Annotated in this window: 23 protein-coding genes; 7 read left to right on the forward strand and 16 right to left on the reverse strand. The window is 67.2% G+C overall.

The features are described from left to right. From ACX1NL_RS00675 to ACX1NL_RS00695, 5 genes are all read left to right on the forward strand, one after another. Positions 1-1,281 carry an aminotransferase class I/II-fold pyridoxal phosphate-dependent enzyme gene (locus tag ACX1NL_RS00675; protein WP_458898358.1) on the forward strand — a complete coding sequence of 427 codons (1,281 nt, stop codon included), beginning with the start codon at positions 1-3 and terminating at the stop codon, positions 1,279-1,281. A gap of 10 nt (positions 1,282-1,291) precedes the next feature. Continuing rightward, complete coding sequence (locus ACX1NL_RS00680; RefSeq protein WP_458898359.1) at positions 1,292-3,472, forward strand: DNA polymerase III subunit gamma and tau; 2,181 nt, start codon at positions 1,292-1,294, stop codon at positions 3,470-3,472. Between the two features lie 39 nt (positions 3,473-3,511). Next, positions 3,512-3,886: a YbaB/EbfC family nucleoid-associated protein gene (locus ACX1NL_RS00685; protein WP_448231605.1), complete on the forward strand. Its 375-nt coding sequence runs from the start codon at positions 3,512-3,514 to the stop codon at positions 3,884-3,886. Positions 3,887-3,950: 64 nt separating this feature from the next. Next, the gene (gene recR, locus ACX1NL_RS00690; RefSeq protein ID WP_070845387.1) at positions 3,951-4,577 is read left to right on the forward strand and encodes a recombination mediator RecR; all 627 of its coding nucleotides are present in this window, start codon (positions 3,951-3,953) and stop codon (positions 4,575-4,577) included. A gap of 116 nt (positions 4,578-4,693) precedes the next feature. Beyond that, complete coding sequence (locus tag ACX1NL_RS00695; RefSeq protein WP_458898360.1) at positions 4,694-5,776, forward strand: HNH endonuclease signature motif containing protein; 1,083 nt, start codon at positions 4,694-4,696, stop codon at positions 5,774-5,776. 53 nt (positions 5,777-5,829) lie between these two features. Here the strand turns inward: ACX1NL_RS00695 and ACX1NL_RS00700 are convergent, their stop codons facing one another. The 8 genes from ACX1NL_RS00700 to ACX1NL_RS00735 all read right to left on the reverse strand — a co-directional run bounded on the left by ACX1NL_RS00700 (position 5,830) and on the right by ACX1NL_RS00735 (position 13,952). After that, on the reverse strand, positions 5,830-6,549 hold the full coding sequence (locus ACX1NL_RS00700; RefSeq protein WP_239307587.1) for a type 1 glutamine amidotransferase: 720 nt from the start codon (positions 6,547-6,549) through the stop codon (positions 5,830-5,832). Next, positions 6,542-7,828 (reverse strand): DUF1727 domain-containing protein, encoded by a 1,287-nt coding sequence (locus ACX1NL_RS00705; RefSeq protein ID WP_458898362.1) that lies wholly within the window; start codon positions 7,826-7,828, stop codon positions 6,542-6,544. Before ACX1NL_RS00705 ends, ACX1NL_RS00700 begins: the two co-directional genes overlap by 8 nt. A 10-nt stretch (positions 7,829-7,838) precedes the next feature. After that, complete coding sequence (locus tag ACX1NL_RS00710; RefSeq protein WP_239357567.1) at positions 7,839-8,831, reverse strand: exonuclease domain-containing protein; 993 nt, start codon at positions 8,829-8,831, stop codon at positions 7,839-7,841. A gap of 14 nt (positions 8,832-8,845) precedes the next feature. Further along, positions 8,846-10,081 carry a hypothetical protein gene (locus ACX1NL_RS00715; protein WP_458898363.1) on the reverse strand — a complete coding sequence of 412 codons (1,236 nt, stop codon included), beginning with the start codon at positions 10,079-10,081 and terminating at the stop codon, positions 8,846-8,848. 55 nt (positions 10,082-10,136) lie between these two features. Continuing rightward, entirely contained in the window at positions 10,137-11,948 is a 1,812-nt protein-coding gene (gene leuA / locus ACX1NL_RS00720) for a 2-isopropylmalate synthase (protein ID WP_458898364.1), read from the reverse strand. A gap of 137 nt (positions 11,949-12,085) precedes the next feature. Further along, complete coding sequence (locus ACX1NL_RS00725) at positions 12,086-12,646, reverse strand: PIN domain-containing protein (protein WP_458898365.1); 561 nt, start codon at positions 12,644-12,646, stop codon at positions 12,086-12,088. 1 nt (position 12,647) lies between these two features. Continuing rightward, complete coding sequence (locus tag ACX1NL_RS00730; protein WP_458898366.1) at positions 12,648-13,064, reverse strand: helix-turn-helix domain-containing protein; 417 nt, start codon at positions 13,062-13,064, stop codon at positions 12,648-12,650. Positions 13,065-13,100: 36 nt separating this feature from the next. Beyond that, positions 13,101-13,952, reverse strand: coding sequence for a DMT family transporter (locus ACX1NL_RS00735; RefSeq protein WP_458898367.1), 852 nt, complete (start codon positions 13,950-13,952; stop codon positions 13,101-13,103). 90 nt (positions 13,953-14,042) lie between these two features. Here ACX1NL_RS00735 and ACX1NL_RS00740 point away from each other — a divergent pair, with 90 nt between their 5' ends. Together ACX1NL_RS00740 and ACX1NL_RS00745 are read left to right on the forward strand one after the other, a co-directional pair. Continuing rightward, positions 14,043-15,308 (forward strand): aspartate kinase, encoded by a 1,266-nt coding sequence (locus ACX1NL_RS00740; protein ID WP_458898368.1) that lies wholly within the window; start codon positions 14,043-14,045, stop codon positions 15,306-15,308. Between the two features lie 11 nt (positions 15,309-15,319). Beyond that, the gene (locus tag ACX1NL_RS00745) at positions 15,320-16,345 is read left to right on the forward strand and encodes an aspartate-semialdehyde dehydrogenase (protein WP_458898369.1); all 1,026 of its coding nucleotides are present in this window, start codon (positions 15,320-15,322) and stop codon (positions 16,343-16,345) included. Positions 16,346-16,469: 124 nt separating this feature from the next. Here ACX1NL_RS00745 and ACX1NL_RS00750 read toward each other — a convergent pair whose 3' ends face one another. Genes ACX1NL_RS00750 through ACX1NL_RS00785 form a run of 8 tightly spaced genes read right to left on the reverse strand, consistent with a single transcriptional unit; the run spans position 16,470 to position 22,180 of the window. Then, positions 16,470-17,996 (reverse strand): YkvI family membrane protein, encoded by a 1,527-nt coding sequence (locus tag ACX1NL_RS00750; RefSeq protein WP_458898370.1) that lies wholly within the window; start codon positions 17,994-17,996, stop codon positions 16,470-16,472. Positions 17,997-18,021: 25 nt separating this feature from the next. After that, positions 18,022-18,579, reverse strand: a complete 558-nt coding sequence (locus tag ACX1NL_RS00755; RefSeq protein ID WP_239357535.1) for a YdhK family protein — start codon at positions 18,577-18,579, stop codon at positions 18,022-18,024. A 24-nt stretch (positions 18,580-18,603) separates the two neighbouring features. Beyond that, entirely contained in the window at positions 18,604-19,143 is a 540-nt protein-coding gene (locus ACX1NL_RS00760; RefSeq protein WP_239357533.1) for an RNA polymerase sigma factor, read from the reverse strand. Positions 19,144-19,150: 7 nt separating this feature from the next. Continuing rightward, positions 19,151-19,465 (reverse strand): Na+/H+ antiporter subunit G, encoded by a 315-nt coding sequence (locus ACX1NL_RS00765; RefSeq protein ID WP_269509029.1) that lies wholly within the window; start codon positions 19,463-19,465, stop codon positions 19,151-19,153. Beyond that, positions 19,465-19,731 (reverse strand): cation:proton antiporter, encoded by a 267-nt coding sequence (locus tag ACX1NL_RS00770; protein WP_458898371.1) that lies wholly within the window; start codon positions 19,729-19,731, stop codon positions 19,465-19,467. The genes ACX1NL_RS00765 and ACX1NL_RS00770 overlap by 1 nt, the downstream gene beginning before the upstream one ends. A gap of 3 nt (positions 19,732-19,734) precedes the next feature. After that, positions 19,735-20,172, reverse strand: a complete 438-nt coding sequence (locus tag ACX1NL_RS00775) for a monovalent cation/H+ antiporter subunit E (RefSeq protein WP_458898372.1) — start codon at positions 20,170-20,172, stop codon at positions 19,735-19,737. Further along, positions 20,172-21,719, reverse strand: a complete 1,548-nt coding sequence (locus ACX1NL_RS00780; protein ID WP_458898373.1) for a monovalent cation/H+ antiporter subunit D family protein — start codon at positions 21,717-21,719, stop codon at positions 20,172-20,174. The genes ACX1NL_RS00775 and ACX1NL_RS00780 overlap by 1 nt, the downstream gene beginning before the upstream one ends. Next, positions 21,719-22,180 (reverse strand): sodium:proton antiporter, encoded by a 462-nt coding sequence (locus tag ACX1NL_RS00785; protein ID WP_181890123.1) that lies wholly within the window; start codon positions 22,178-22,180, stop codon positions 21,719-21,721. Before ACX1NL_RS00785 ends, ACX1NL_RS00780 begins: the two co-directional genes overlap by 1 nt. Positions 22,181-22,183 lie beyond the last annotated feature (3 nt).

Here is a 22,183-nt window from a genome sequence, read left to right on the forward strand (position 1 = left end):
ATGTCTCTTTCGGATCTCGATCCCGCACAGTTCTCCGAGCTGGCCCAGCGCACCCGTCAGCAGTATGACGAGCTCAAGGCCCGCAACCTCAACCTGGACCTCACTCGCGGCAAGCCGTCGAGCGAGCAGCTCGATTTCTCCAACACCCTGCTCTCCCTGCCGGGGGAGGGCGATTACACCGACAACACTGGCGCGGACGTGCGCAACTACGGGGGTCTGACCGGCATCCCCGACATCCGCGAACTGTGGGCCGAGGTGCTGGGTATCGACCCGGACAACCTCATCGCCGGCGATTCTTCCAGCCTGAACATCATGTTCGACTTGATCTCCTGGGCGTATATCTGGGGCACCAACGACTCGCCGCGCCCGTGGAAGGACGAGGAGCGCGTCAAGTGGATCTGCCCGGTGCCGGGCTACGACCGCCACTTCGCCATCACCGAGCACTTCGGTTTCGAGATGGTCCAGGTGCCCATGACCCCGACCGGCCCGGACATGGACGCCGTCGAGGAACTGGTGAAAGACCCGCAGGTCAAGGGCATGTGGACGGTGCCGATTTACGGTAACCCGACGGGGGTGACGTTCGCGCCGGAGGTCGTCGAGAAGCTTGCCGCGATGGAAACCGCGGCCGAAGACTTCCGCATCATCTGGGACAACGCCTACGCCATCCACACGCTTACCGGCGCGCTGCCGGACAACCCCGACGTGATCGCACTGGCGGAAAAGCACGGCAACCCGAACCGCTTCTGGTACATGTCGTCCACCTCCAAGATCACCCTCGCCGGCTCCGGCGTGGCATTCTTCGCCTCCTCGAAGGCGAACCTGGAGTGGTACGCCTCCCACGCCTCCATCCGCGGCATCGGCCCCAACAAGGTCAACCAGCTTGCACATGCGCGTTTGCTTGGCGACGTCCAAGGGTTGCACACGCTCATGAAACAGCACGCCAACTCGCTGGCGCCGAAGTTCGAGGCCGTCGTCGGGATTTTGCAGGACCGCCTCGGCGAGTTTGGGGTGGCCGAGTGGACCGAACCGGAAGGCGGCTACTTCATCTCCCTCGACGTGCTGGACGGCTCCGCCACCCGCGTGTGGGAGCTGGCCAAGGACGCCGGCATCACCCTGACCAAGGCCGGCGCCTCCTTCCCTGGTGGCGTGGACGAAAAGGACCAGAACATCCGCCTCGCGCCGTCGCTGCCGCCTCTCGACGAAGTGCGCACCGCGATGGACGGCGTAGCCACCTGCGTGCTGCTCGCCTGCGTGGAAGCTGCGGAGTCCAACGCGGGCTAGACTTGCCCGCGTGGCTCTGTACAGGAAATACCGCCCCGCAACGTTCGGCGAGGTCATCGGCCAGGAGCAGGTGACCCGCCCACTTTCGACCGCCCTGGACAACGGGCGGATCTCGCACGCCTACCTCTTTTCCGGCCCGCGCGGCTGCGGAAAGACGTCCTCGGCGCGCATCCTGGCGCGCTCCCTGAACTGCGCCGAGGGGCCGACTTCCACCCCGTGCGGCGTGTGCGAATCCTGCGTTGCGCTCGCGCCGGGCGGGTCCGGCAACCTGGACGTGATGGAGCTCGACGCCGCTTCCCACGGCGGCGTGGAGGACATGCGCGAGCTGCGCGAGCGTGCGCTGTTCGCGCCGGCGGAGTCGCGCTACCGCGTCTTCATCATCGACGAGGCCCACATGATCACCAAGGAGGGCAACAACGCTCTGCTGAAGATCGTGGAGGAGCCGCCGGCCCACCTGATTTTCATCTTCGCCACCACTGAGCCGGAGAAGATGCTGGGCACCATCCGCTCGCGCACCCACAACTACCCGTTCCGGCTGCTGGCCCCGCAGGCGATGCGCGAGCTGGTGCAGCACGTGGTGGAGGAGGAAGGCGTCCACGTCGACGAGAACGTCTACCCGCTGGTCATCCGCGCCGGCGGCGGTTCGCCGCGCGACACCCTGTCGATTCTGGACCAGATGCTCTCCGGCGCCGGCGAGGACGGCCTGACCTACGAGCTGGCGCTGCCGCTGCTCGGCGTGACGGACCTGACGCTTCTCGACGCCGCCGTCGACGCCCTTGCCGACCGCGACGCTAGCGCGATGTACCGCACCATCGACCAGGTCATCGAATCCGGCCACGAGCCCCGTCGCTTCGCCCTCGACCTGCTCGACCGCATGCGCGACCTGCTGCTGATCCGCACCGTCCCGGACGCCTTCGGGCAAGGGCTTGTCGACGCACCTTCGGACCGCGCCGACATCCTCACCCAAGAAGCCCACCAGTTCTTCCCGCAGCACCTGGCGTTGTTGGCGTCCGAGGTCAACGACCGCATCGCGAGCCTGCGCGGCGCGACCTCGCCCCGCCTGCTGCTGGAGATCATGGCCGCCCACCTGCTGACGTTGCAGCCGGGCGGCGGGGCCGCCCTGCCCACCCCGGCCGCCGGTGCTGGCGCTGCGCCTTCCCCGCAGCAGCCCCAGCCCACGCCTTCATCTGCGCCGTCACCGCAGCAGCCCCAGACGTCGCAACAACCCAGCTCTGCTCCCGCGGGTGGTGGCGCGGCCGCGGCGGCCGCCGCAGCAGCCGCAGCCGCGAGCTCGCGCAACCGCCAGCAGGAGGCGCCTGCGCAGCCCGAGCCCAAGCCGCAACCCGCGCAACCGGAGCCGCAGCCGGCAGAACCCCAGCAGCCTGAACCCAAGCCTGAGCCCCAGCCGGATACGGACGAGCTGTTCGAGCGCATCGACAAGGACTGGACGCGGCTGCGTCAGTCCGTCGGCGAGCGCAACAAGGTCGCCGAGATCATGCTCACCGAGGCGAAACCGCTCGGCTTCGACGGCGACGTCCTCGTGGTCGGCCACCACACCGGCGCGCTGGCCGAGCGCATCAACGCCGAGAAGAACAACACGGACATCGCCACCGTGCTCTCCGAGAAGCTCGGGGCGAAGATCCAGGTCCGCTGCGTCATCGGCACCGACCCGTCCACCACGAACCTGCGCCGCCCCGCCAAGCGCGAGGTGTGGAACCCGGGCGCTGAAACCAGCAGCGAGGACGGCTCGAGTTCCGACAGCGCCGAATCCGACGACCCTGCGCCTGCCAGCGGCTGGGACGCGCCCGCCCAGATCGGCGGGCCCGCCGCGGAGCAACCCGCCCCGTCGCAACCACAGGCACAGCAGCAGCCGCAGCAGCAAGCCCCGGCGCAGCCAACGCCCGCCAAGCGCGAGGACGACTGGCGCAGCGCCGCCCTTGCCGCCAGCCAGAAGGCCGCCGAGAAAGCCAAGCGCGAACGCGACGAAATTCCGCCGCCGCCCGAGCCGTATGACTATGACGAGGGGGAGCCGGAGGCGTCGATAGGCAATGTGCCCGAATACACCCGCGAGGACGAAGAACGCGACATGGCTGACCAGGCGCGCGACGAAGCCGGCACCGCCGACCGCCGCGACGCCACCGAAGTCGCGATGGACCTGCTCGCCGCCGAGCTCGGCGCGAAGCCGTTGTAGACTGGCGCGAGAACTATTAGCGAACGAAAGGGGACAACCATGACCCAGCCGCAAGACATGCAGGAACTCATCCGCCAGGCCGCCGAGGTGCAGGCCGCCCTCCAGCAGGCGCAGATGGAGCTGCTGCAGACCGAGGTCACCGGCACCGCCGGCGGCGAACTCGTCACCGTCACCATGACCGGCGGCGCCGAGATCACCGACATCAAGATCAAGCCGGAGGCCGTCGACACCGACGACATCGAGTCGCTGCAGGACCTCATCCTCGCCGCGTACCGCGACGCCCACAACCAGGCCGGCAAGCTCGCCGAAGAGAAGATCGCCCCGCTGACCGGCGGCGCGATGGGCGGCGGCGCACCGCAGGGTGGCGCGCCGCAGGCAGGCCCGGGCGAGATCCCGTTCGGCGGCATCATCTAACACCCGCTTAACCGCGTCCGGCCCCTTGCGCGGTCGGGCGCGTTTTCTTTTGTGAAAGGACGCCGTGTTCGAAGGACCACTGCAGGACCTTATCGACGAGCTATCGCGCCTCCCCGGCGTCGGACCGAAATCCGCGCAACGGATTGCGTTTCACCTTTTGAAGGAGGAACCGGAGGACGTCGATAGGCTGCGCGCCGCATTGGCCGCCGTGCGCGACGGGGTGACGTTCTGCCGCATCTGCAACAACGTCTCGCGCGAGGACGTGTGTCGCATCTGCGCCGACTCGGGGCGCGACAAGGCGCTCGTGTGCGTGGTGGAAGACGCGAAAGACATCCAGGTCATCGAGCGCACCGGCGAATACTCCGGCCGCTACCACGTGCTGGGCGGGGCGCTGGACCCGCTGGCCAACGTCGGGCCGAAGGACCTGGCGATCGCGCCGCTGTTGCAGCGCATCGGCGGGGTGCTGCCGGACCTGGAGGGCGCCGAGGCGCCGGCGGTGTCCGAGGTCATCCTGGCCACCGACCCCGACACCGAGGGCGAGGCGACCGCGTCGTACCTGGTGCGGCTTTTGAAGGACTTTCCGGACCTGACCATTTCGCGTTTGGCGTCCGGTATGCCGTTGGGCGGGGACTTGGAGTTTGTCGACGAGCTCACGCTTTCCCGCGCACTGACCGGCAGACTGCGGTTGTAGCGCCGCGGTTCCAGGGTGGGGGCGGCTGTGGACAACTTTGGGGCTGGTGTGGCGAGTTATCCACAGATTTCGTTTCGGGGGTTGTGCGGGGTTGTGTGCTGTTTAGTGTTCGTGGCATGAACCCGTTCGACGCGTTTATCGAGGCGATGGCCGCAGCATCCATGGAGACGCTGCGGCACTTCGACCTGTCGGTTGCGCTTTCGGCTGGGATGGCGCCGGATCGGGCGCGCGCGTGGGACGGGATGCAGAAGGTGTACTACGGGCCGACGAAATTCACCCGAAAGCAAGCGTTGGCAGTACAGAAAGCCCGCGGGTTCTCCCTGGACGAGCTCGCGTTGATCGAACGCCGCGTCGGCGGCGTGAAAGACGCCGGCGAGCGGTGGCGGCTTCGCCTGGCCTTGTTGGATGTCACCGGCGGGTACCGCGCGATCGAGCGCGCCGCCCGCGAACTGGTGCCCCGCGCGGATAACGCTCCGAAGAAGAAACAGGTCGCCTTCTCCGCGCCGAAAAACGGGCGGGCGCGCATCACCATCGACACCACCGACCGCAAAGCAGCCGACTTAGAGCACCGCCTCAAGCAAGACATCGACACCACACAGCCCGCGGCAGCCCAGATGGAGGAAGCGTTCTGGCGCATCGTCGAAGGCAAAACCGGCGGGGTCGTCGCTGCCGCACCCAGGCCCATCGTGATGGTGCCGATCACCGAACACGCACGCATTATGGCCGGCGACGGCGACGACGTCATCCTCACCTTGACTGACGGCACCACCATGACCGGGGCGGAGTACATGCAGCAAGAGTTCGGCGAGGTGTTGGAGGTTGCAGCGTTCCACCCGGAGGAAGGGGCGGTGAACCTGTACGACACCGAGCGTTTCGCCAACCAGAAGCAGCGAGACATGGCCTGCATGGTCTCACCCGTGTGCGCCTTCCCAGGGTGCAGGCACGGGGCGTTGGGCTCCGAGATCCACCACGTGGATGCGTGGAAACACGGCGGCTACACCAACATGAACAACCTCGTGCCGCTGTGCCGCTACCACAACCGGGTCAACGACGACGACCCCTGGCGCAAGAGCCGCGGCCGCATCACCATGATCAGAGGCGCACCCTGGTGGATCTCACCGCGGGGATACCACCTGAGAAACACCGACCGCGGAGCACTCGACCAACTCTTCGGACCCCGAAGCACACCCCTGCCCTAACAACGCGAAACGCCGCCGCCCAACAACGGACGACGGCGCTCACGCATGCCGTTTTAACGTAGGCGCTCTTCGCGCAGCTTGGTCACCGCGTCGAGCTCAAGCGGCTCCAGCTCCGCGAGCGGGATGTCAAGGGCCCGGGCGATGAGCAGGTCCGCCAGCTGCGGGTTGCGGGCGAGCGCCGGGCCGTGCATGTAAGTGGCGATGACGCTGCCCTGCACGACGCCGTCGACTTTCTCGCCGTCGGCGCCGTTGCCCACGCCGCGGGTCACGCGCCCCAGCGCGGTAGCGTCCGGGCCCAAGACGGTTGCGCCCATGTGGTTCTCAAAGCCGGTCAGTGGCTCGGAAAGTTCGGCGGTGATGCCGGCGCGGGTGGGCTCGGAGGCGAGTTCGCCGGTGGCGCGGCGGGTCAGCGGGGCGGTGGTGACGTCGAGAAGCCCGACGCCCTCGACCTCGTTGCCGTGGGCGCGGAAGGTATGGCCGAGCACCTGCAGCCCGGCGCACACGGCGAAGATGGGCCGGCCGTCGGCGGCCGCGGCCTGCAGCCCGGGGGATGCGCTCAGCCGCGCCGCGGCGAGCAGCTGGGCGGAGTCTTCGCCGCCGCCGAGGGTGTAGAGATCGTGGGAGGGCGGGACGTCGTCGTGAAGCATGATGCGCTCGATGGACGCGTCGATGCCGCGGCGGCGCGCACGCTCGCGCAGCACGAGGGCGTTGCCGTCGTCGCCGTAGGTGCCCAGCACGTCGGGCAGGACGAGGCCGATGGTGAGTTTAGGCACGGTAGTCCTCCTCCTTGGTCAGCGCGCGGCGCAGGTTGAGTAGCGCAGTGTAGTTGGCCAGCACCTCGACGCGCCCGGGCGGGCAGGCTCGGATGGCGGCGATGGGGTCGTGGACAGTGTCGTGGCCGATGCCGCCGTAGGTCAGGCGCACGGCGAGGTCGGTGGCGCGCTCGCCGGCGGCGACGACGTGGGTGTCGCCGAAGTCCTCGAACTTCACGTCCCACAGCCAGGAGACGTCCTCGCCGTCGCCTTGTTGGGCGTTGACGGCGATGACCACGCCGTCGGCGTCGCGGTCGACCATGGACAGCGCCTCTTGCCAGCCGGCGGGGTTTTTGGCCAGGAGGAGGTGGACGTCGTGGTCGCCGAGGTGGACGGTGGTGTAGCGGCCGGCGACGTTGTCCACGTCGGCGGCGGCGCGCACGGCGGCGTCGAGGGGGACGTCGAACGCTTCGACAGCGGCAGCGATGGCTTGGGCGGCGTTGCCCCGGTTGGCGCGGCCGGGGAGTTTGAGCTCAAGCTTTGCGACGCCCTCCGGTCCCACCAACGTCTCCCCCTCGACCTTGTACGTGGGGGTGGGGCGGCGGAATTCGCGGCCGTCGGGGAGCGGTTCGACGGCGTACCAGTCCGCTTCCCCCTCGTGCGTGACGGAGGAACGCACGACGTGCCCGCCGGAGCGGGGGTTGGTCACGGAGTCGCCGGTCCAGCCGGCGCCGGCGGATACCCAGACGACGTTGGGGTGGTCGTAGGCGACGGAGGTGATCAGCACGTCGTCGCAGTTGGCGACGACGGTGGCGTCCGGGTGGGCCATGACGGCGGCGCGGAGGGCGCGTTCGATGGAGTTGATTTCGCCGACGCGGTCGAGCTGGTCGCGGGTGAGGTTGAGCAGCACGAACGCTGCCGGCTGCAGGCGTTCGGCGACTTTGGGCACGTGCAGCTCGTCGCATTCTAAGACGATCGCGTCGGCGTCTTTGCCGGCGAGGAGGGCGGAGATGATGCCGGCGTCCATGTTGTCGCCGCCGTCGTTGGTGGCCACTTTGTGCTTGGCGCCGACGGCTCCGGCGAGCATGCGGGTGGTGGTGGATTTGCCGTTGGTGCCGGTGACCAGGACGGTGGGGCGGCCGCCGCCGAGGGAGGCCATGATGTTCGGGTCGATCGCCGCGGCGACGAGGCCGCCGATCATGCCGCCGGCACCGCGGCCGGTGGCCCGCGAGGCGGCCGTGGCCAGGTTGGCGGCGGTGGCGGCTACCGCGGTGCGGAAGCGGGAGATGGGTCCTTGCATGCGGACAAGGCTACTCCGCGGATTCCATCTGTCCGACTAGCCGCGCGAATTCGTCGCCGGAGACGATGGGGATGTCTTTGCGGTGCGCGTGCATGGCTTTGCCTCGCAGGTCGGCGCCGCGTTGAATGGCGTCGGTGACGGTGACGGACGTTTCGCGGGTGACTTTTTCGCGGTAGGTCAGGCCGGCGCGCACGCCGGCGTCGATGAGCTCGTCGGGGTTGAGGGCGATGTCGTCGGAGACGACGAATTCCATGCCGCGCAGAAGCCCGCCTTTGCCGAGGTGACCGGGGTTCGCGCTGACTGCGGGGGCTTTTTCCGCATCTACGCGTATCGACGAGCGCTGCAACCCGAACGCGTCCGGCGCCAGGTCCTCGGGGTTGAGCTCGACCAGCCCGCCGGGGGCGATCTGCAGGTACATGGCGACGAGTTTCAGGGTTTGGCCGCGCGAGAAGTCGGCTTCGGCCTCGCCGATGCGCTCGGTGGAGGCGGTCGGCGGGGTAGACGCCACGCCGACGAGGTTGGCTACGGCGTTGATGCGGGTGTCCACCGGGATGTGGCCCTGCCTGCGCGCACTAGCCAAAAGGTCCACGATCGCAGTTGGCTTAGGGACGTGGCCGACCCTCTGGCGGCGCCTGTTGCCGCGGCCGCGGCGCGAACGGTTCGCCCGGGCCGCGGCGTTCATGGCTCGGCGCGCCTCGGAGACGAGGAAACCCCAGGTGGTGGGGGAGTCGTGGGTGACGAGCACGCGGCCGTCGAGAAGCTTGTCCAGCGTGCGCAAAAAGCGCGAGAACCGCGGGGCTTGGGCGAAGTCGTGCGGGGTCAGGCCGTGGGTGTGGGCGGGGCCGGGGTCGGTGCCGGGGTTGACCACGGCGTGGAACTCCTCGCCCACGCGCCCGGCGGCGTCGAACGTGACCGCGTCGATGGTGAGCAGACGCCCTGTCGACGGGTGAATCCCCGTGGCCTGGGTAAACAGCGCCACGTAGGGGTAGTCGTTCTCAGTCATCGTTCCAACGTAGCTTACGGCTCGGCCACCTCGTACAGCGGCTGATCCAGCCTGGTGTTGGAGCGCACCTTCAGCCCGCCGATGGAGTACTCGTACGGCTGCTGCTGCGGCGCCGGTGCCGGGGCTGGCGCGGGCGCGGGCGCGGGCGCGGGCGCGGGAGCAGGGGCTGGTGCCGGGGCCGGCGCGGGGGCCTGCTGTCGCGGCGCCGGTGCGGGCGCGGGTGCAGGGGCCGGGGCGGGTGCACGCTGGACCGGGGCCTGCTGCGGCGGGGCAGGGGCGGGCTGCTGGACCTCCACCACCGGCTCCGGGGCCTCTTCCGGCAGCTCGGTGCTGAACTGCGAGGGCGACTCGGTCGGTTCGGTCGGCTCCGTCGACGTGGCGGACGTAGTGGATTCGGTGGAGCTGCTCGGCTGCGAGACCTCCGCGGTTTCCTGGTACGCCGAGGTGGAGTCGCGCTCCAGGCCCGACGGCGTGCTCATCACCACGGTGCCCACACCAGCCAGCACGAGTGCCGCGACCGCCGCGGCGGCGGCGATCAATGGCCCGCGGGCTTTGCCCGGCTCGCGTGCGCCGTCGTCCGGGTGCTCCTGCGTGTCCGCCTCACGTGCCGCGGCCTCCGCGTCCACTGTGGCGAAGAAGTTCGTGGCCGGGTGCGCAACCTCCACTTCGCGCACGATCGGCGGCAGCGGGGAGATCGCGATATCGTCGCTCGGGATCGGGCCTGCGATCACGGCCAGCGACGTGCCGCCCTCCACCGCGGTGGTGTAACCGCGCGCCACGGCGATCAGCCCGCGGTCCTCCAAGCGCCGCAGCGTCGGGGTCAGCGCCTCGCCGGCGGCCGGGTCCAGCTCGCCGATGACGTCGCCGTCGACGCACAGCACGATCTCGCCGGCATCGTCGAAACCCAGCGACACCAGCACCTGCGCCGGCGCCTCCACCGGCAGCGCACCGGTCAGGTCCGCCACGTAGCGCTCGCCCGCGGGCAGCAGGGCCCACGGCTCGCGAGGCGGAGTGTTCACCGGCAGCACCTGGCCCGCCGGCGGCAGCACAACCGCACCGCCGTCGGCGGCCACCACCGGGGTCACGCCAGCGGCGGCCAGCTGGGCCAGCTCCGCGTCCTCCACCGAACCGACGGTCTCGCCGTCCACCACGACGTCGAGGTCCGGGGTGAGGGTGGCCGAAGGAACGTCGATAGGCAAATGCTCCACGGGGAGGCGACGGGGGCCCGAAGGCACCTCGTACATGGCCATCGCGAACCTCCCGCTGAAATGTGTGGTTAAGCCACGCAAGTATAGCGCGCGGGCGCTAATTCGCGGCAGTCGAGCGGTTGACCGCCGAGACGATCGCCTCCAGCGACGCGCGCGTGGTCGACCCGGCGATACCCACACCCCACGCCGAGGTGCCGTCGACGTCCGCGTGGATGTAGCAGACCGCGTCCGCGTCGTCGCCCGCGCTGCGGGCGCGCTGCGAGTAGTCCTGCACCTCGAAGTCGATGCCGACCTGCTCCAGCGCGTTCGCGAACGCCGCGATCGGGCCGTTGCCGGTGCCCGCAACTTCGCGCGATGCGCCCTCGTAGACCACCGTCGCCTCCACGCGGGTGTCCTGGCCTTCCTCCTCGGCGGCGTCGATGCGGTAGTGCGCCAGCTCCAGCGGCTCGTCCAAGTCCAGGTAGGTGGTGGCGAAGACGTCCCACATGTTCTTGGAGTTGACCTCGCCGCCTTCGGAGTCGGTGATGTTTTGCACGATGGCGGAAAACTCCGGCTGCATCGCGCGCGGCATGTTGATGCCGTGGTCCGTCTTCATGATGTAGGCCACGCCACCCTTGCCGGACTGCGAGTTCACGCGGATCACAGCCTCGTAGGTGCGGCCGACGTCCTTCGGGTCGATGGGCAGGTACGGCACCTCCCAGGTGGTCTCGCGCAGCTCTTCCCAGGTGACCTCGGAGCTCGTTGCTTCTGGACGCACATTCTGTGCCAGCGCATCCAACCCCTTGTTGATCGCGTCCTGGTGCGAGCCGGAAAACGCGGTGAAGACCAGGTCGCCGCCGTAGGGGTGGCGCTCCGGCACACGCAGCTGGTTGCAGTACTCGACCACTTCGCGGATGCGGGTGATGTCGGAGAAGTCGATCTGCGGGTCCACGCCCTGGGTGAGCATGTTCAATCCCAGTGTGACCAGGTCGACGTTGCCGGTGCGCTCGCCGTTGCCGAACAGGCAGCCCTCGATGCGGTCGCCGCCGGCCAGGTAGCCCAGCTCGGCGGCCGCGACACCGGTGCCGCGGTCGTTGTGCGGGTGCAGGGAGATGATGATGGACTCGCGGTTTTGCAGGTTGCGGTGCATCCACTCGATGGAGTCGGCGTAGACGTTGGGGGTGATCATCTCCACCGTGGACGGCAGGTTGATGATCAGCGGGTTCTCCGGCGTCGGCCCCATCACGTCCACGACGGCGTCGCAGACTTCCTTGGCAAAGTCCAGCTCGGTGCCGGTGAAGGACTCCGGGGAGTACTCCCAGCGCCAGTTGGTGTCCGGGTAGTCCGCGGCGATGGTCTTGATCAGCTCCGCGGCGTCGGTGGCCAGCTTCTTAATCGCGTCGCGGTCCTTGCGGAACACCACGCGGCGTTGCAGCTTCGAGGTGGAGTTGTAGAAGTGCACGATGACGTTCTTCGCGCCGGCGCAGGCCTCGAAGGTGCGGCGGATCAGGTGCTCGCGCGCCTGCACGAGGACCTGGATGGTCACGTCGTCGGGGATCATGTCCTTTTCGATGATCTCGCGCACGAAGTCGAAGTCCGTCTGGGAGGCGGACGGGAAGCCGACCTCGATCTCCTTGAAGCCCATCTCCACCAGCAGGTTGAACATGCGGCGCTTGCGCTCGGGGCTCATCGGGTCGATCAGCGCCTGGTTGCCGTCGCGCAGGTCCACGGCGCACCACTGCGGCGCGCGGGTGATTTTCTTGTCGGGCCAGGTGCGGTCCGGCAGCTGGATGTCTTCGACCTCTTCGGCGAAGGTGAGGTAGCGGTCTACCGGCATCTGCGAGCCGCGCTGCTTGTTCCATGCGGGCTGGCCGTCGCTACGCGGGCCGGAAGGGGTCTGGATCTCGCGGGGTGCGAAAAAGTCGGTCATTGGAGTTCTCCTTTTGCTGGGGGTGTGTTCCACGGCCGGCCAACAGAAACTCCGCGACGGGGTGCCGGCCGTGTTAGTTGGCCTGATTCCCGCCGCGGCGTAGAAGGAGAAGCGCCCTGTGCGACATGTGGCACACCTTACATCAGGTCGAGTCGTGTGTGCACAATTTCAGCGAACCCTGGGCAGTCCGCAGCGCGGAGCTGGGCGGTGGGGTCGAACGGTTCACCAATACGTCGCCGGAATTCAAGCTGCTGGGAAAGCGCTCGATCAACTACGCGCGGTGCGGTGTCGGCTGCTTCGACGAGCCACCGGTCGGCGGTGACGACGTCGTACGGCAGGCGCTCGGCCACTTGGAAATCGGCCACATTCTGTGTCACTAGCACGTCGATGTCACCGTGAACGGCCGCGGAGTGGACGTGCGCATCCAGAGGGTCCGGCAGTGCAGCGCTGCCGTCGAAAGGGAAGTCGCGGATTTGGTTGTCGCCCATCACTGTCATGAGTCGTTCCCGGAGTTGTTCCATCTGTGTGCTCGATGCGTGCGGGAATCGGCGCCGCCTCGCATGTACCGCTTCGGCGAGGATGTCCTCGGTCCAGTGAAATTTCCACACTCCGGGAGAAACCGCAGCGATCAGGCCGAACCATGAATGCAAGGTCGCGGAGGCCCAAATGTTTGCGTCGGGCAGCACGTTGCGGACCATGTCAGTGGCTGTTGCCCATCGTGTGTTCTAGCTGCATAACGTCGAAGACTGCGTCCAACCTTTTGCGCTCGATCTCGTCGCGTAGGGCAAGTACTTCACGTGCAGGAATCCGGTGGTGGCTGCCCACTTTTTTGGCGTGAAGGCGCCCATCGTCGACGTATTTCATCACCGTAGTGCGGGACAGGCCCAACATTGAGGCGGCGGTGTTGGGGGTGACTTCCTCCGGCAGTGAGGAGACGGAGAGCGGTTCGCCTTCAGCAATTGCTTGCAGGACTGCGTGGAGCACTTCGTTGATATCGTCGGGCAGCGGGTGGCCTGTTTCGTCGTGCAGCACGCTTAGACGGTCTATCGAATGGGCGACGCGCCGCTGCGTGTCGCGGGTGAAGTGCAGGTTTCCGCTTGCGGGTATGAGTGTCATCGCAACCCCCTTAGGTTGACAGTTATATCTGACACCCTACCGGATGCTCACCCGCGTGAGCATTGCGGCGGCCACGAGCATCACGCCTATCGACGTCCCGACGGCCGCCCACCCCAGCACCGAATCCACGCGGAAGGATTCGCCGAGCACAAGCAGGCCCAGGGAGAACGCGACGAGCGGCTCGATGATCTTCGACGCCGGCAGCGATGTGGCCAGCCTGCCCGCGGCGAAGGCGTACTGCTGCACGATCGTGCCGGCCGTGGCCGCGGCCAGCATCGCCCACAACTGCCACGTGGCGAGCAGGCCGGTCACGCCGCCGTGGACGAAGCCGTCGACGGCGACTTTGGAAAACACGGCTTGGTAGCCGTACATGGCGCCGCAGGCGGAGCCGAAGATGAGGGCTTTGCCGGCGGGGGGACGTCGAGAAGCAAAGGCGTAGGAGGCCGCAATGATGGCCACCGCGGTGCCCACGACAACCCACCACTCCCAGGCGGCGGGGTCGCGCTCGCCGGGCAGCGGGCGGCCGAGCACGACCACCCCGCCCACAGACGCGGTGAGCAGCACCGCCCAAAACGCCTCCGTGGTGTGCATATGTCGCTTGTCCGCCCACGCCGAAAACAGCAGCGTGAGCATCAACGACAGCGCGAGGATCGGCTGCACCACCAGCAGCGAGCCGAACGCCAACGCTGCGGCCTGGAAGCCGTACGCCAAAAATGCGATGCCCATCGACGCCCACCACGCCGGCCGCTTCAGGGACCGTAACGGCGAGTCGTTGTTCTCCCCCTCGGGGGCGCCCGCGCGCATGATGCGGTGGCGCCACACAGTCCCCGCCGCCATGGTCGCGGCCGAGATCAGCGCGAACGCGACGGCGAGAAAATTGTTGTGCACAGTGAATGATATTAACGCGGGTGGCTGAATCGGCAGTTTTGGGACGCTATTCTTGACCGTTGGAATGCACGCAGATCCGCGGAGGTACGAATGGCACTGATCGTTCAGAAATACGGGGGATCCTCCCTGGAAAGCGCGGAGCGGATCAAGGCCGTCGCCCAGCGGATCGTGGACACGCGCCGCGCCGGCAACGACGTCGTGGTGGTCTGCTCCGCCATGGGCGACACCACCGACGAACTGCTCGACCTCGCCGCAGAGGTCAACCCCACCCCGCCCGCGCGCGAAATGGACATGCTGCTCACCGCCGGCGAGCGCATCTCCAACTCGCTGGTGGCCATGGCGGTGCACGCGCTGGGGGAGAAGGTGCAGTCCTTCACCGGCTCCCAGGCCGGCGTGATCACCACCGAACGCCACGGCAACGCCCGCATCCTGGAAGTCACCCCGGGGCGCGTGCAGGAGGCTGTGGACGAAGGCAACATCGCCATCGTCGCCGGCTTCCAGGGCGTCAACCGCGAAACCAAGGACGTGACCACCCTCGGCCGCGGCGGCTCCGACACCACCGCCGTCGCCCTGGCCGCGGCGATGAACGCCGACGAATGCGAGATCTACTCCGACGTCGACGGCGTCTACACCGCCGACCCGCGAATCGTGCCGGACGCCCGCAAGCTGGACACCCTCTGCTTCGAGGAGATGCTCGAGCTCGCCGCGTCCGGGTCGAAGATCCTGGTGTTGCGCAGCGTGGAGTACGCCCGCGCGTTCAACGTGCCCATGCGGGTGCGCTCGTCTTACAGCACAGATACCGGCACCCTGGTCGCCGGAGCATTGGAGGATATCCCCATGGAAGAAGCAGTACTTTCCGGCGTGGCCACCGACGACTCGGAGGCCAAGATCACCATCCTGGGCATCCAGGACGAGGTCGGCGAGGCCGCCAAGGTCTTCCGCTCACTCTCCGACGGTGAAGTCAACATCGACATGGTGATCCAGAACATCTCCAACGTCGAGGACAACAAGACCGACATCACCTTCACCCTGCCCAAGGCCGACGGCGCGCGAACCATGGAGAAGCTGCGCGTCCTGCAGGCCGCCGAGGGCTGGGACGACTTGAGCTACGACGACGAGATCGGCAAGGTCTCGCTCGTCGGCGCGGGCATGAAGTCCCACCCGGGCGTCACCGCCGACTTCTGCGACGCGCTGCGCGACGCCGGCATCAACATCGAGATGATCACCACCTCCGAGATCCGCATCACCGCCGTGGTGCGCCAGGCGGACGTGGCCGAGGCCGCGCGCGCGATCCACACCAAGTTCGACCTCGGCGGCGACGAGCCGGCCGTGGTCTACGCAGGCACCGGACGTTAGAAGGAGACTCAATGACCACTCTCGCAGTCGTCGGCGCCACCGGCCAGGTCGGCCGCGTGATGCGCGACATCCTCACCGAGCGCAACTTCCCGGCCGACAAGGTCCGTTTCTTCGCCTCCCCGCGCTCCGCGGGCAAGCAGCTCGAGTTCCGCGGCGAGGACATCACCGTCGAGGACCTCACCCAGGTCACCGAAGAGTCCGTCAAAGACGTGGACATCGCGCTGTTTTCCGCTGGCGGGTCCACCTCGCGCGAGTGGGCGCCGGTGTTCGCCGCCGCGGGCGCGACCGTCGTGGACAACTCCTCGGCGTGGCGCAAGGACCCGGACGTCCCGCTGATCGTCACCGAAGTCAACCCGGAGGCGGCGCGCGAGCTGCCCAAGGGCATCATCGCCAACCCGAACTGCACCACGATGGCGGCGATGCCGGTGCTCAAGCCGCTTCACGACGCCTTCGGTCTAACCACCCTCCGCGTCGCCTCCTACCAGGCAGTTTCCGGCTCGGGGCTCGCTGGTGTCGAGGCGTTGGCCACCCAGGTTGAGGCGCTGGGGGATCCGCGCGGCCTGGTCCGGGAGGACGTCGAGAAGCCAAGCGACCTCGGGCCCTACGTCGAGCCCATCGCGTTCAACGCGCTGCCGTTTGCGGGTTCGCTTGTCGACGACGGCTCCGCCGAAACCGAGGAAGAGCAGAAACTGCGCAACGAATCGCGCAAGATCCTGGGTATCCCGGAGCTGAAGGTGGCCGGCACCTGCGTGCGCGTGCCGGTGTTCACCGGCCACACGATGGTGGTGCACGCCGAGTTCTCCGAGGCCGTCACCCCGCAGCAGGCCGAGGAGATCCTGGCGGGCGCGCCGGGCGTGAAAGTGGTGGACGTGCCAACGCCTCGCGCCGCCACCGGCATCGACGAGTCCCTGGTGGGCCGCATCCGCCAGGACCAGAGCGTCGACGGCGGACGCGGGCTCGTGCTCGTCGTCGCCAGCGACAACCTGCGCAAGGGCGCGGCGCTGAACACCATCCAGATCGCCGAGCTGCTGGTCTAGCGCCAGGCGGCGGGGCGGCGCTCCTGACAGATTCCGCCGCCCGTTTGCGTCGACCAGGCACGATAAAGCCCCACTGACAGATTCCGCCGGGAATCGTCGGTGGGGCTTCAAGCGTTCGCGGGCGCTACAGCTTGGTCGAGCCGTCGTCCTTCGCGCTGACTGCGGTCGAGCCGCCGGTTTCCTCCGCGGTGTCCTCGTCTTCGTCTTCTTCGTCGTCCTTGTCGCCGCCAAGGCTGTTGTCCGGCCCGGCTGCCGCCTCCTCGGCTTCTTCGGCGGCGATCATGTCGTCGACGGTGTGGTCGTTCCACGGCTCGTCGGGGTTGCGGCGGTACTCGTCGGCGGAGACGGGGTCGGTGTAGGAGACGTAGACCACGTCGGAGGGGTTCTCGCGGTCTTCTTCCTCGAACTCGCTCTCATCGTCGTCGAGCAGCTCCTGGGCGACCTCTTCCTCGAGGGCCTCGGACAGCTCCTCGGAGTCCACGTTGGACTTGGCAGTGATGTACTCGAGTTCGCGCTCGTCGTTCTTGGTGAAGCGCTCGGCCGGGTCCATCTTCTTGCGGGTCAGCTCAAGGGCGCGGCGGCGGCGGTCGCCTTCCTTGCGCAGCTTGGGGATGCCGCGGACCCACGCGATGGTCATCACGACGATGAGCAGCAGGCCCAGGTAGCCCAGGATCGGGTACACGGTGGAGACAAGCTGCTGGAAGCCCACGAACGACAGCACGAAGCCGATCAAGCAGGCGGAGATGAAGATGACGCGGAACTTGTCTTCGCGGCCGCGGGCGAGGCGCTTGCCCAGGGCGAAGAACATGCCTAGGCAGGTGGCGAAGATCATGCCGAAGATGACCAGGGACATGATCAGCCCCATGGTCGGGTTGATGTCGCTGATCAGGGTCAGAAGCGGCATGTCCTGGCCTTCGACGGTCTCGATCTTGACCAGCAGCGCCAGCGCCAGCAGCATGAGCATGACCAGGTAGCCGATGCCGCCGAACAGACCGCCGAGGCCGGCTGCGCGGGTGTCCAGGTGGTTGCCGCCGATGACCAGCGCCATGGACACGACGCACATGACGTTCAGGCCGGTGTAGTTCAGCGCGGCGATCCACCAGTTGGGCAGGGAGGTATCCACCTGCGCCGCCGCGGCATTCAGCGCGCTCCAGTCCGGGTGGGCGTTAATCAGGGTCCAGCCGCATCCGAAGATGACAAACACCAGCAAGAACGGGGTGAGCGCGCCAATGGCGCCGGTGACCTTGTCCACGTCGAGCATGCCGAAGCCGATGGTGGCGGCGAGCATGAGCACCGCGCCGATCCACACTGGGATGCCGAATTGCTGGTTCAGGTTGGCGCCGGCACCGGCGAACATGACAAAGCCGATGGAGAACAGGGTGACAATGGTGGCGATGTCCAGGATCCAGCCCATCACCTTCGAGGAGATGGAGCCGAGGACTTCCATGTGCTCTTTGGCTTGGAAGAAGGAGCCGAGCTGGAGGATGGTCACGCCGGCGATGAGCATCAGCGCGGAGCCTAAGACTGCGCCCCAGATGCCTTGGGTGCCGAAGGCGGAGAAGTACAGCATCGCTTCCTGGCCGGATGCGAAGCCTGCGCCGACGACGGTGCCGATGAAGGCGAATGAAATTAAGAGTGCGTTCTTCAACATAGTGTGATCAGTCTATTCGAAGGTTCTACGTGGGCTGGATTTCGCTTTCGACGACCCACTTGTGCCGCTTCATGGTCATTTCCGGCGAATCGATGTCCACCATGTAGACCGTCTCGTCGGTGGCGGAGTCGATGGTCGCCTCCGCGCCCTGCATGCCGGACATGTGCTCGGCGGTGATCGTGGCCGTGTCGCCCGCACCAAGCTTCTCGCTGCCAACACCGTCGAGCTCTTCCTGCACGACCCACTTGTGGTTGGTCACCGGGTCGCCGCCGTCCGTGGGGGTGTAGGACACGGCGTAGGCGGTGGTGTCGAAGGCGCCGGAGATGGTTGCGGTGGCACCGTCCATGCCGGGCATATGGTCCGCGGTGAGCGTGACTTCGGTGCCCACGGGGTAGGTCGGGTCGGCCGCCTCGGCGATGCCGGCCGGGGCAGGCCCGCCGTCCGCCGGGTGGTCGTGCCCACCGTGGTCAGTGTGGTCAGCGTGCTCTGCGGGGGCGTCGTCGCTTTCCGACGCACACCCAGCCACCGACAGAGCCGTCACCGCCGCAAGGGTGGTCAGTGCAATAGATCGAGAGATACGCATGTCTTCAACTCTAGCTCTACCCGCCTAGTTACTCCCGGCAACCAGATCTCGCCGGGCGCGGGCCACCCGGGAGCGGATGGTGCCGACGCGTACGCCGACGATGCGGGCGGCTTCTTCGTAGGTGTAGCCCATCACTTGCGTGAGTACGAGGGCTTCGCGGCGTTCGGGCGGCAGCTCGTCGAGAAGCGAGCGCGCGTCGATGACGTCGCCCCAGGTGTTGGGGTTGTCGGGGCTGGGGTTGGCGGCGGCGACGTCTTCGTATTCGGTGGCGGATTTGCGGGGCCGTGCCATGTCGTGGCGAACGGAGTCCACCCAGGCGCGGCGCGCGAGCGACAGCAGCCAGGTGCGCGCGCTGGAGCGGGCTTGGAAGCGCGGAAGCGACCCGAGGACGCGCAGGTAGGTCTCTTGCGTGAGGTCGTCGGCGTGTTGGGGTCCGGCGAGGTGGGCGAGTAGGCGCCACACGTCGTTTTGGGTGAGCCGGATGAATTCGGTGAGCGCGTGTTTGTCGCCACGGCCGGCGCGCAGTGCCAGGTCCGTGACGTACGCGTCGTCGCTAGTGCTCACAAGCCCATTAGGTGGTTTTGTCCGAGACGGTGACGCCGTACAGGGAGCGGCCCATGACGAACGACGCGACGGAGCCGACGATCCACACCGCGGCGATGGCCAAAATGGCGCGGATGAAGTCGTTGAGGTCGAAGCCGGTGGTGGACCAGGAGTGGATCAGCTTGGCCACGATGAGGATGGGAAACGCGATCACGACCAGCGGCCCGAGCACGTTCACGCGGGTCAGGGCATCGGGGGCGCGCAGCTGCAGGATGGTGGTGGCGACCACGCAGATGGTGGCCAGGACAACCAGCACGGCGACGATGATTTCGGCAATGGTCATTAGCGGCGTCCTCTCGAGATGATGCGTGCCATGGAGATCGTCGGGATCACGCCGCACACCAGGCCGGCGAGCAGCGGGATTTCGTACGCGATGGCCGAGGTGTTGAACAGCGTCCACACGAGGAAGATGGCGATCATGGAGTAGAAGATCACGTCTGCCATCACGGCGCGGGAGAGTTCGTCTTTGGTCAGGATCACCGCGCCGAGCGCGATGAGCAGACTGACGGCCATGATGATCAGGCAGATCTGCATGATTGTGGTGAACATGGTTTACACCATCCTTTCGGCCGGCGGCACGTGGTCGCCGTGGTGGTCTGGGCCGTGGTCGACGTAGGGTTCCCAGGCGACGGTTTTCGGGTCGATGGGGCTCTTGCTTAGCGACGGCCGAAGGTGTTCCTCCATATCCACCAAGCCCGCGATGACATCTTCCGGGTCGGAGCCGAACGCGGCCTGCACCAGCAGGGTGATCGGCCCGTTGTCGGTGACGGGGTGGCGCAGCCCCATGGACAGCGTGCCAGGCGTTGCGGTGATGGAGGTGGAAAACCAGAACACTTCCCAGTCCGTGTTCACGCGCAGCGGGTAGTAGATGACGATGGGATCGAACTTCGTCGCCGGGTTGTACGCCTTGGCGACGGCGTCGAAGCCGGCCACGAAGATCTCTTTGGCAAGCCAGACGGCGTATTTCACGCCGTGGAAGAAGCCTCGCATTAGTTCTCGCCTCCATTGGTTTCGGCGCCGAAGGTGTCGCCGGGTGCGGGGACGCCGATGGGGTCGTCGCCGAGCACGGCGGTGGTGTAGGCGTCAACGTCGAGCAGGTCGTCGACGGCGTTGGTGGTGATGTCCCACATGTGGCCGGCAAAGATGAACATGCACAGCGACATCACCATCAGCACTGCGGACGGCAGCATGAAGCTGGCGCGGACGTTGAGCGCCTCGGGGTAGTTCTGCATCGGCCTGCCCCAGAACACGCGCTGCCACATGCGCATCATGGACAGCAGCGCGCCGAAGGAGGCGATGATGATGGCGGTGATGGCCACCCAGGAGCGCCAGTCCCCGGCGGAGGCGGCTGCCAGCACGACGGTGACCTTGCCGAAGATGCCGGAAAACGGCGGGAAACCCACGATAGAAAACGCGCCGGAGACGAACACGGCGGACGTCCACGGGTCGCGCCGGGCGATGCCGGAGAGTTTCGCCATGGTGCCGGTGCCGTAGGTTTCCTCGATCGCGCCGGAGTTCAGCACGAGTGCGGCGATGGTGATCATGTGGTGCAGGGTGTAGAGCAGGCCGGCGGCGAGGGCGTAGCGTGCGTCGTCGTTAGTAAATGCGAGCATGATCAGGATGAACGGCATGCCGTTGACCATCTGGTAGGCCAGCACGCGGCGCATCGTGGCCTCGGCCAGGCCGGCGAAGCCGCCGATGATCATGGAAATGACCATGACCACGATGATCAGCGTGTTCCAGCGCGGGTCCATGTCGAACATGATCACCCAGATGCGGAAGAGCATGTACACGGCCACCTTGGTGTGCAGGCCGGAGAACAAGCCCATCACGGCCGCGGAGGTGGACGGGTAGGTGCGAGGCAGCCAGGTGTAGACGGGGAACACGCCGGCCTTCGTGGCGATGGCGATGACGACGATGCCGGTGGCCACCGTGGCAGGCCCGTTGCCTGCGGCCACGCCCTGCAGGGAGGCGAGGTTCACCGCCCCGGTGACGGCGTAGAGGTAGCCCACGCCGAGCACGAGCATTGTCGACGCCGCCAGGTTGACCAGCACGAACATGCGCGCGGACAGCAGGCGGTGGCGGGTGCCCGTCATGGCGATCAGGCCGTAGGACGGCAGCAGGCACACCTCGATCATGACGAAGAAGTTGAACAGATCGGCGGTGAGCAGCGCGCCGGAGACGCCGGTGACCAGCACGAGCGAGAGCGGCACGTAGAACCGCGACTGGGTTTCGCCGACGACGATGGCGAACCAGTTGGACATCAGCGCCACGATCATGGTGGTCACGATCATCACGGCGGAGAACGTGTCGGCGGCAAACGAGATGCCCACGCCTCCCTGGTACAGGCCGATGACGTGGCTGATCGTGCCGTGGTCGCGGGTGTAGCCGTAGAGCCACACGCCCATCGCCAGGTTGATGGCGGGGATGAGGATCGCCAGGGCGTCGTTGAGCCACTTCCAGGGGCTGAGCGCCGTGACCGCGGAGACGATCAGCGGCAGCGCCACAAATACGGGCAGGATTGCGTCTACGGCCATTAGTCGGTCACCCTCAGGCTTTCGTTGTCAACGTGGCTGATCTCGCGTGCGCGGATCTCCTCCAGCTTCTTCTGGTTTAGCCGGGCGTTGCGGCCGGCGGTGGACAGGGCCGAGGGGCTCAGCCGCATCTTGGAGTAGCCGGCGTCGGTGCCGGTGGGCTGCTCCGCGGTGTCGTCGTTACGCCCCAGCGCGGACAGCATCAGCAGGATCGTCGTGGTGGCCATCGCGATCACGACGGCGGTGAGCACGAATGCCTGGGGCAGTGGATCCGCCATGTCCTCGAACGGCACACGCGACGGGAAGGCTTCCCCGCGCCATGCGCCGACGCCTGTGGCGAGCAGGGTGAGGTTGGTGGCGTGGCCGAACAGGGACATGCCGAAGATCACCCGCACGAGGCCGCGCTGCAGAACCAGGTACACCGATCCCGCGACCAGGACTGCGATGGTAAGTGCCATGACCATGGG

It is taken from the genome of Corynebacterium sp. CQ3829_602738 (assembly GCF_054478435.1).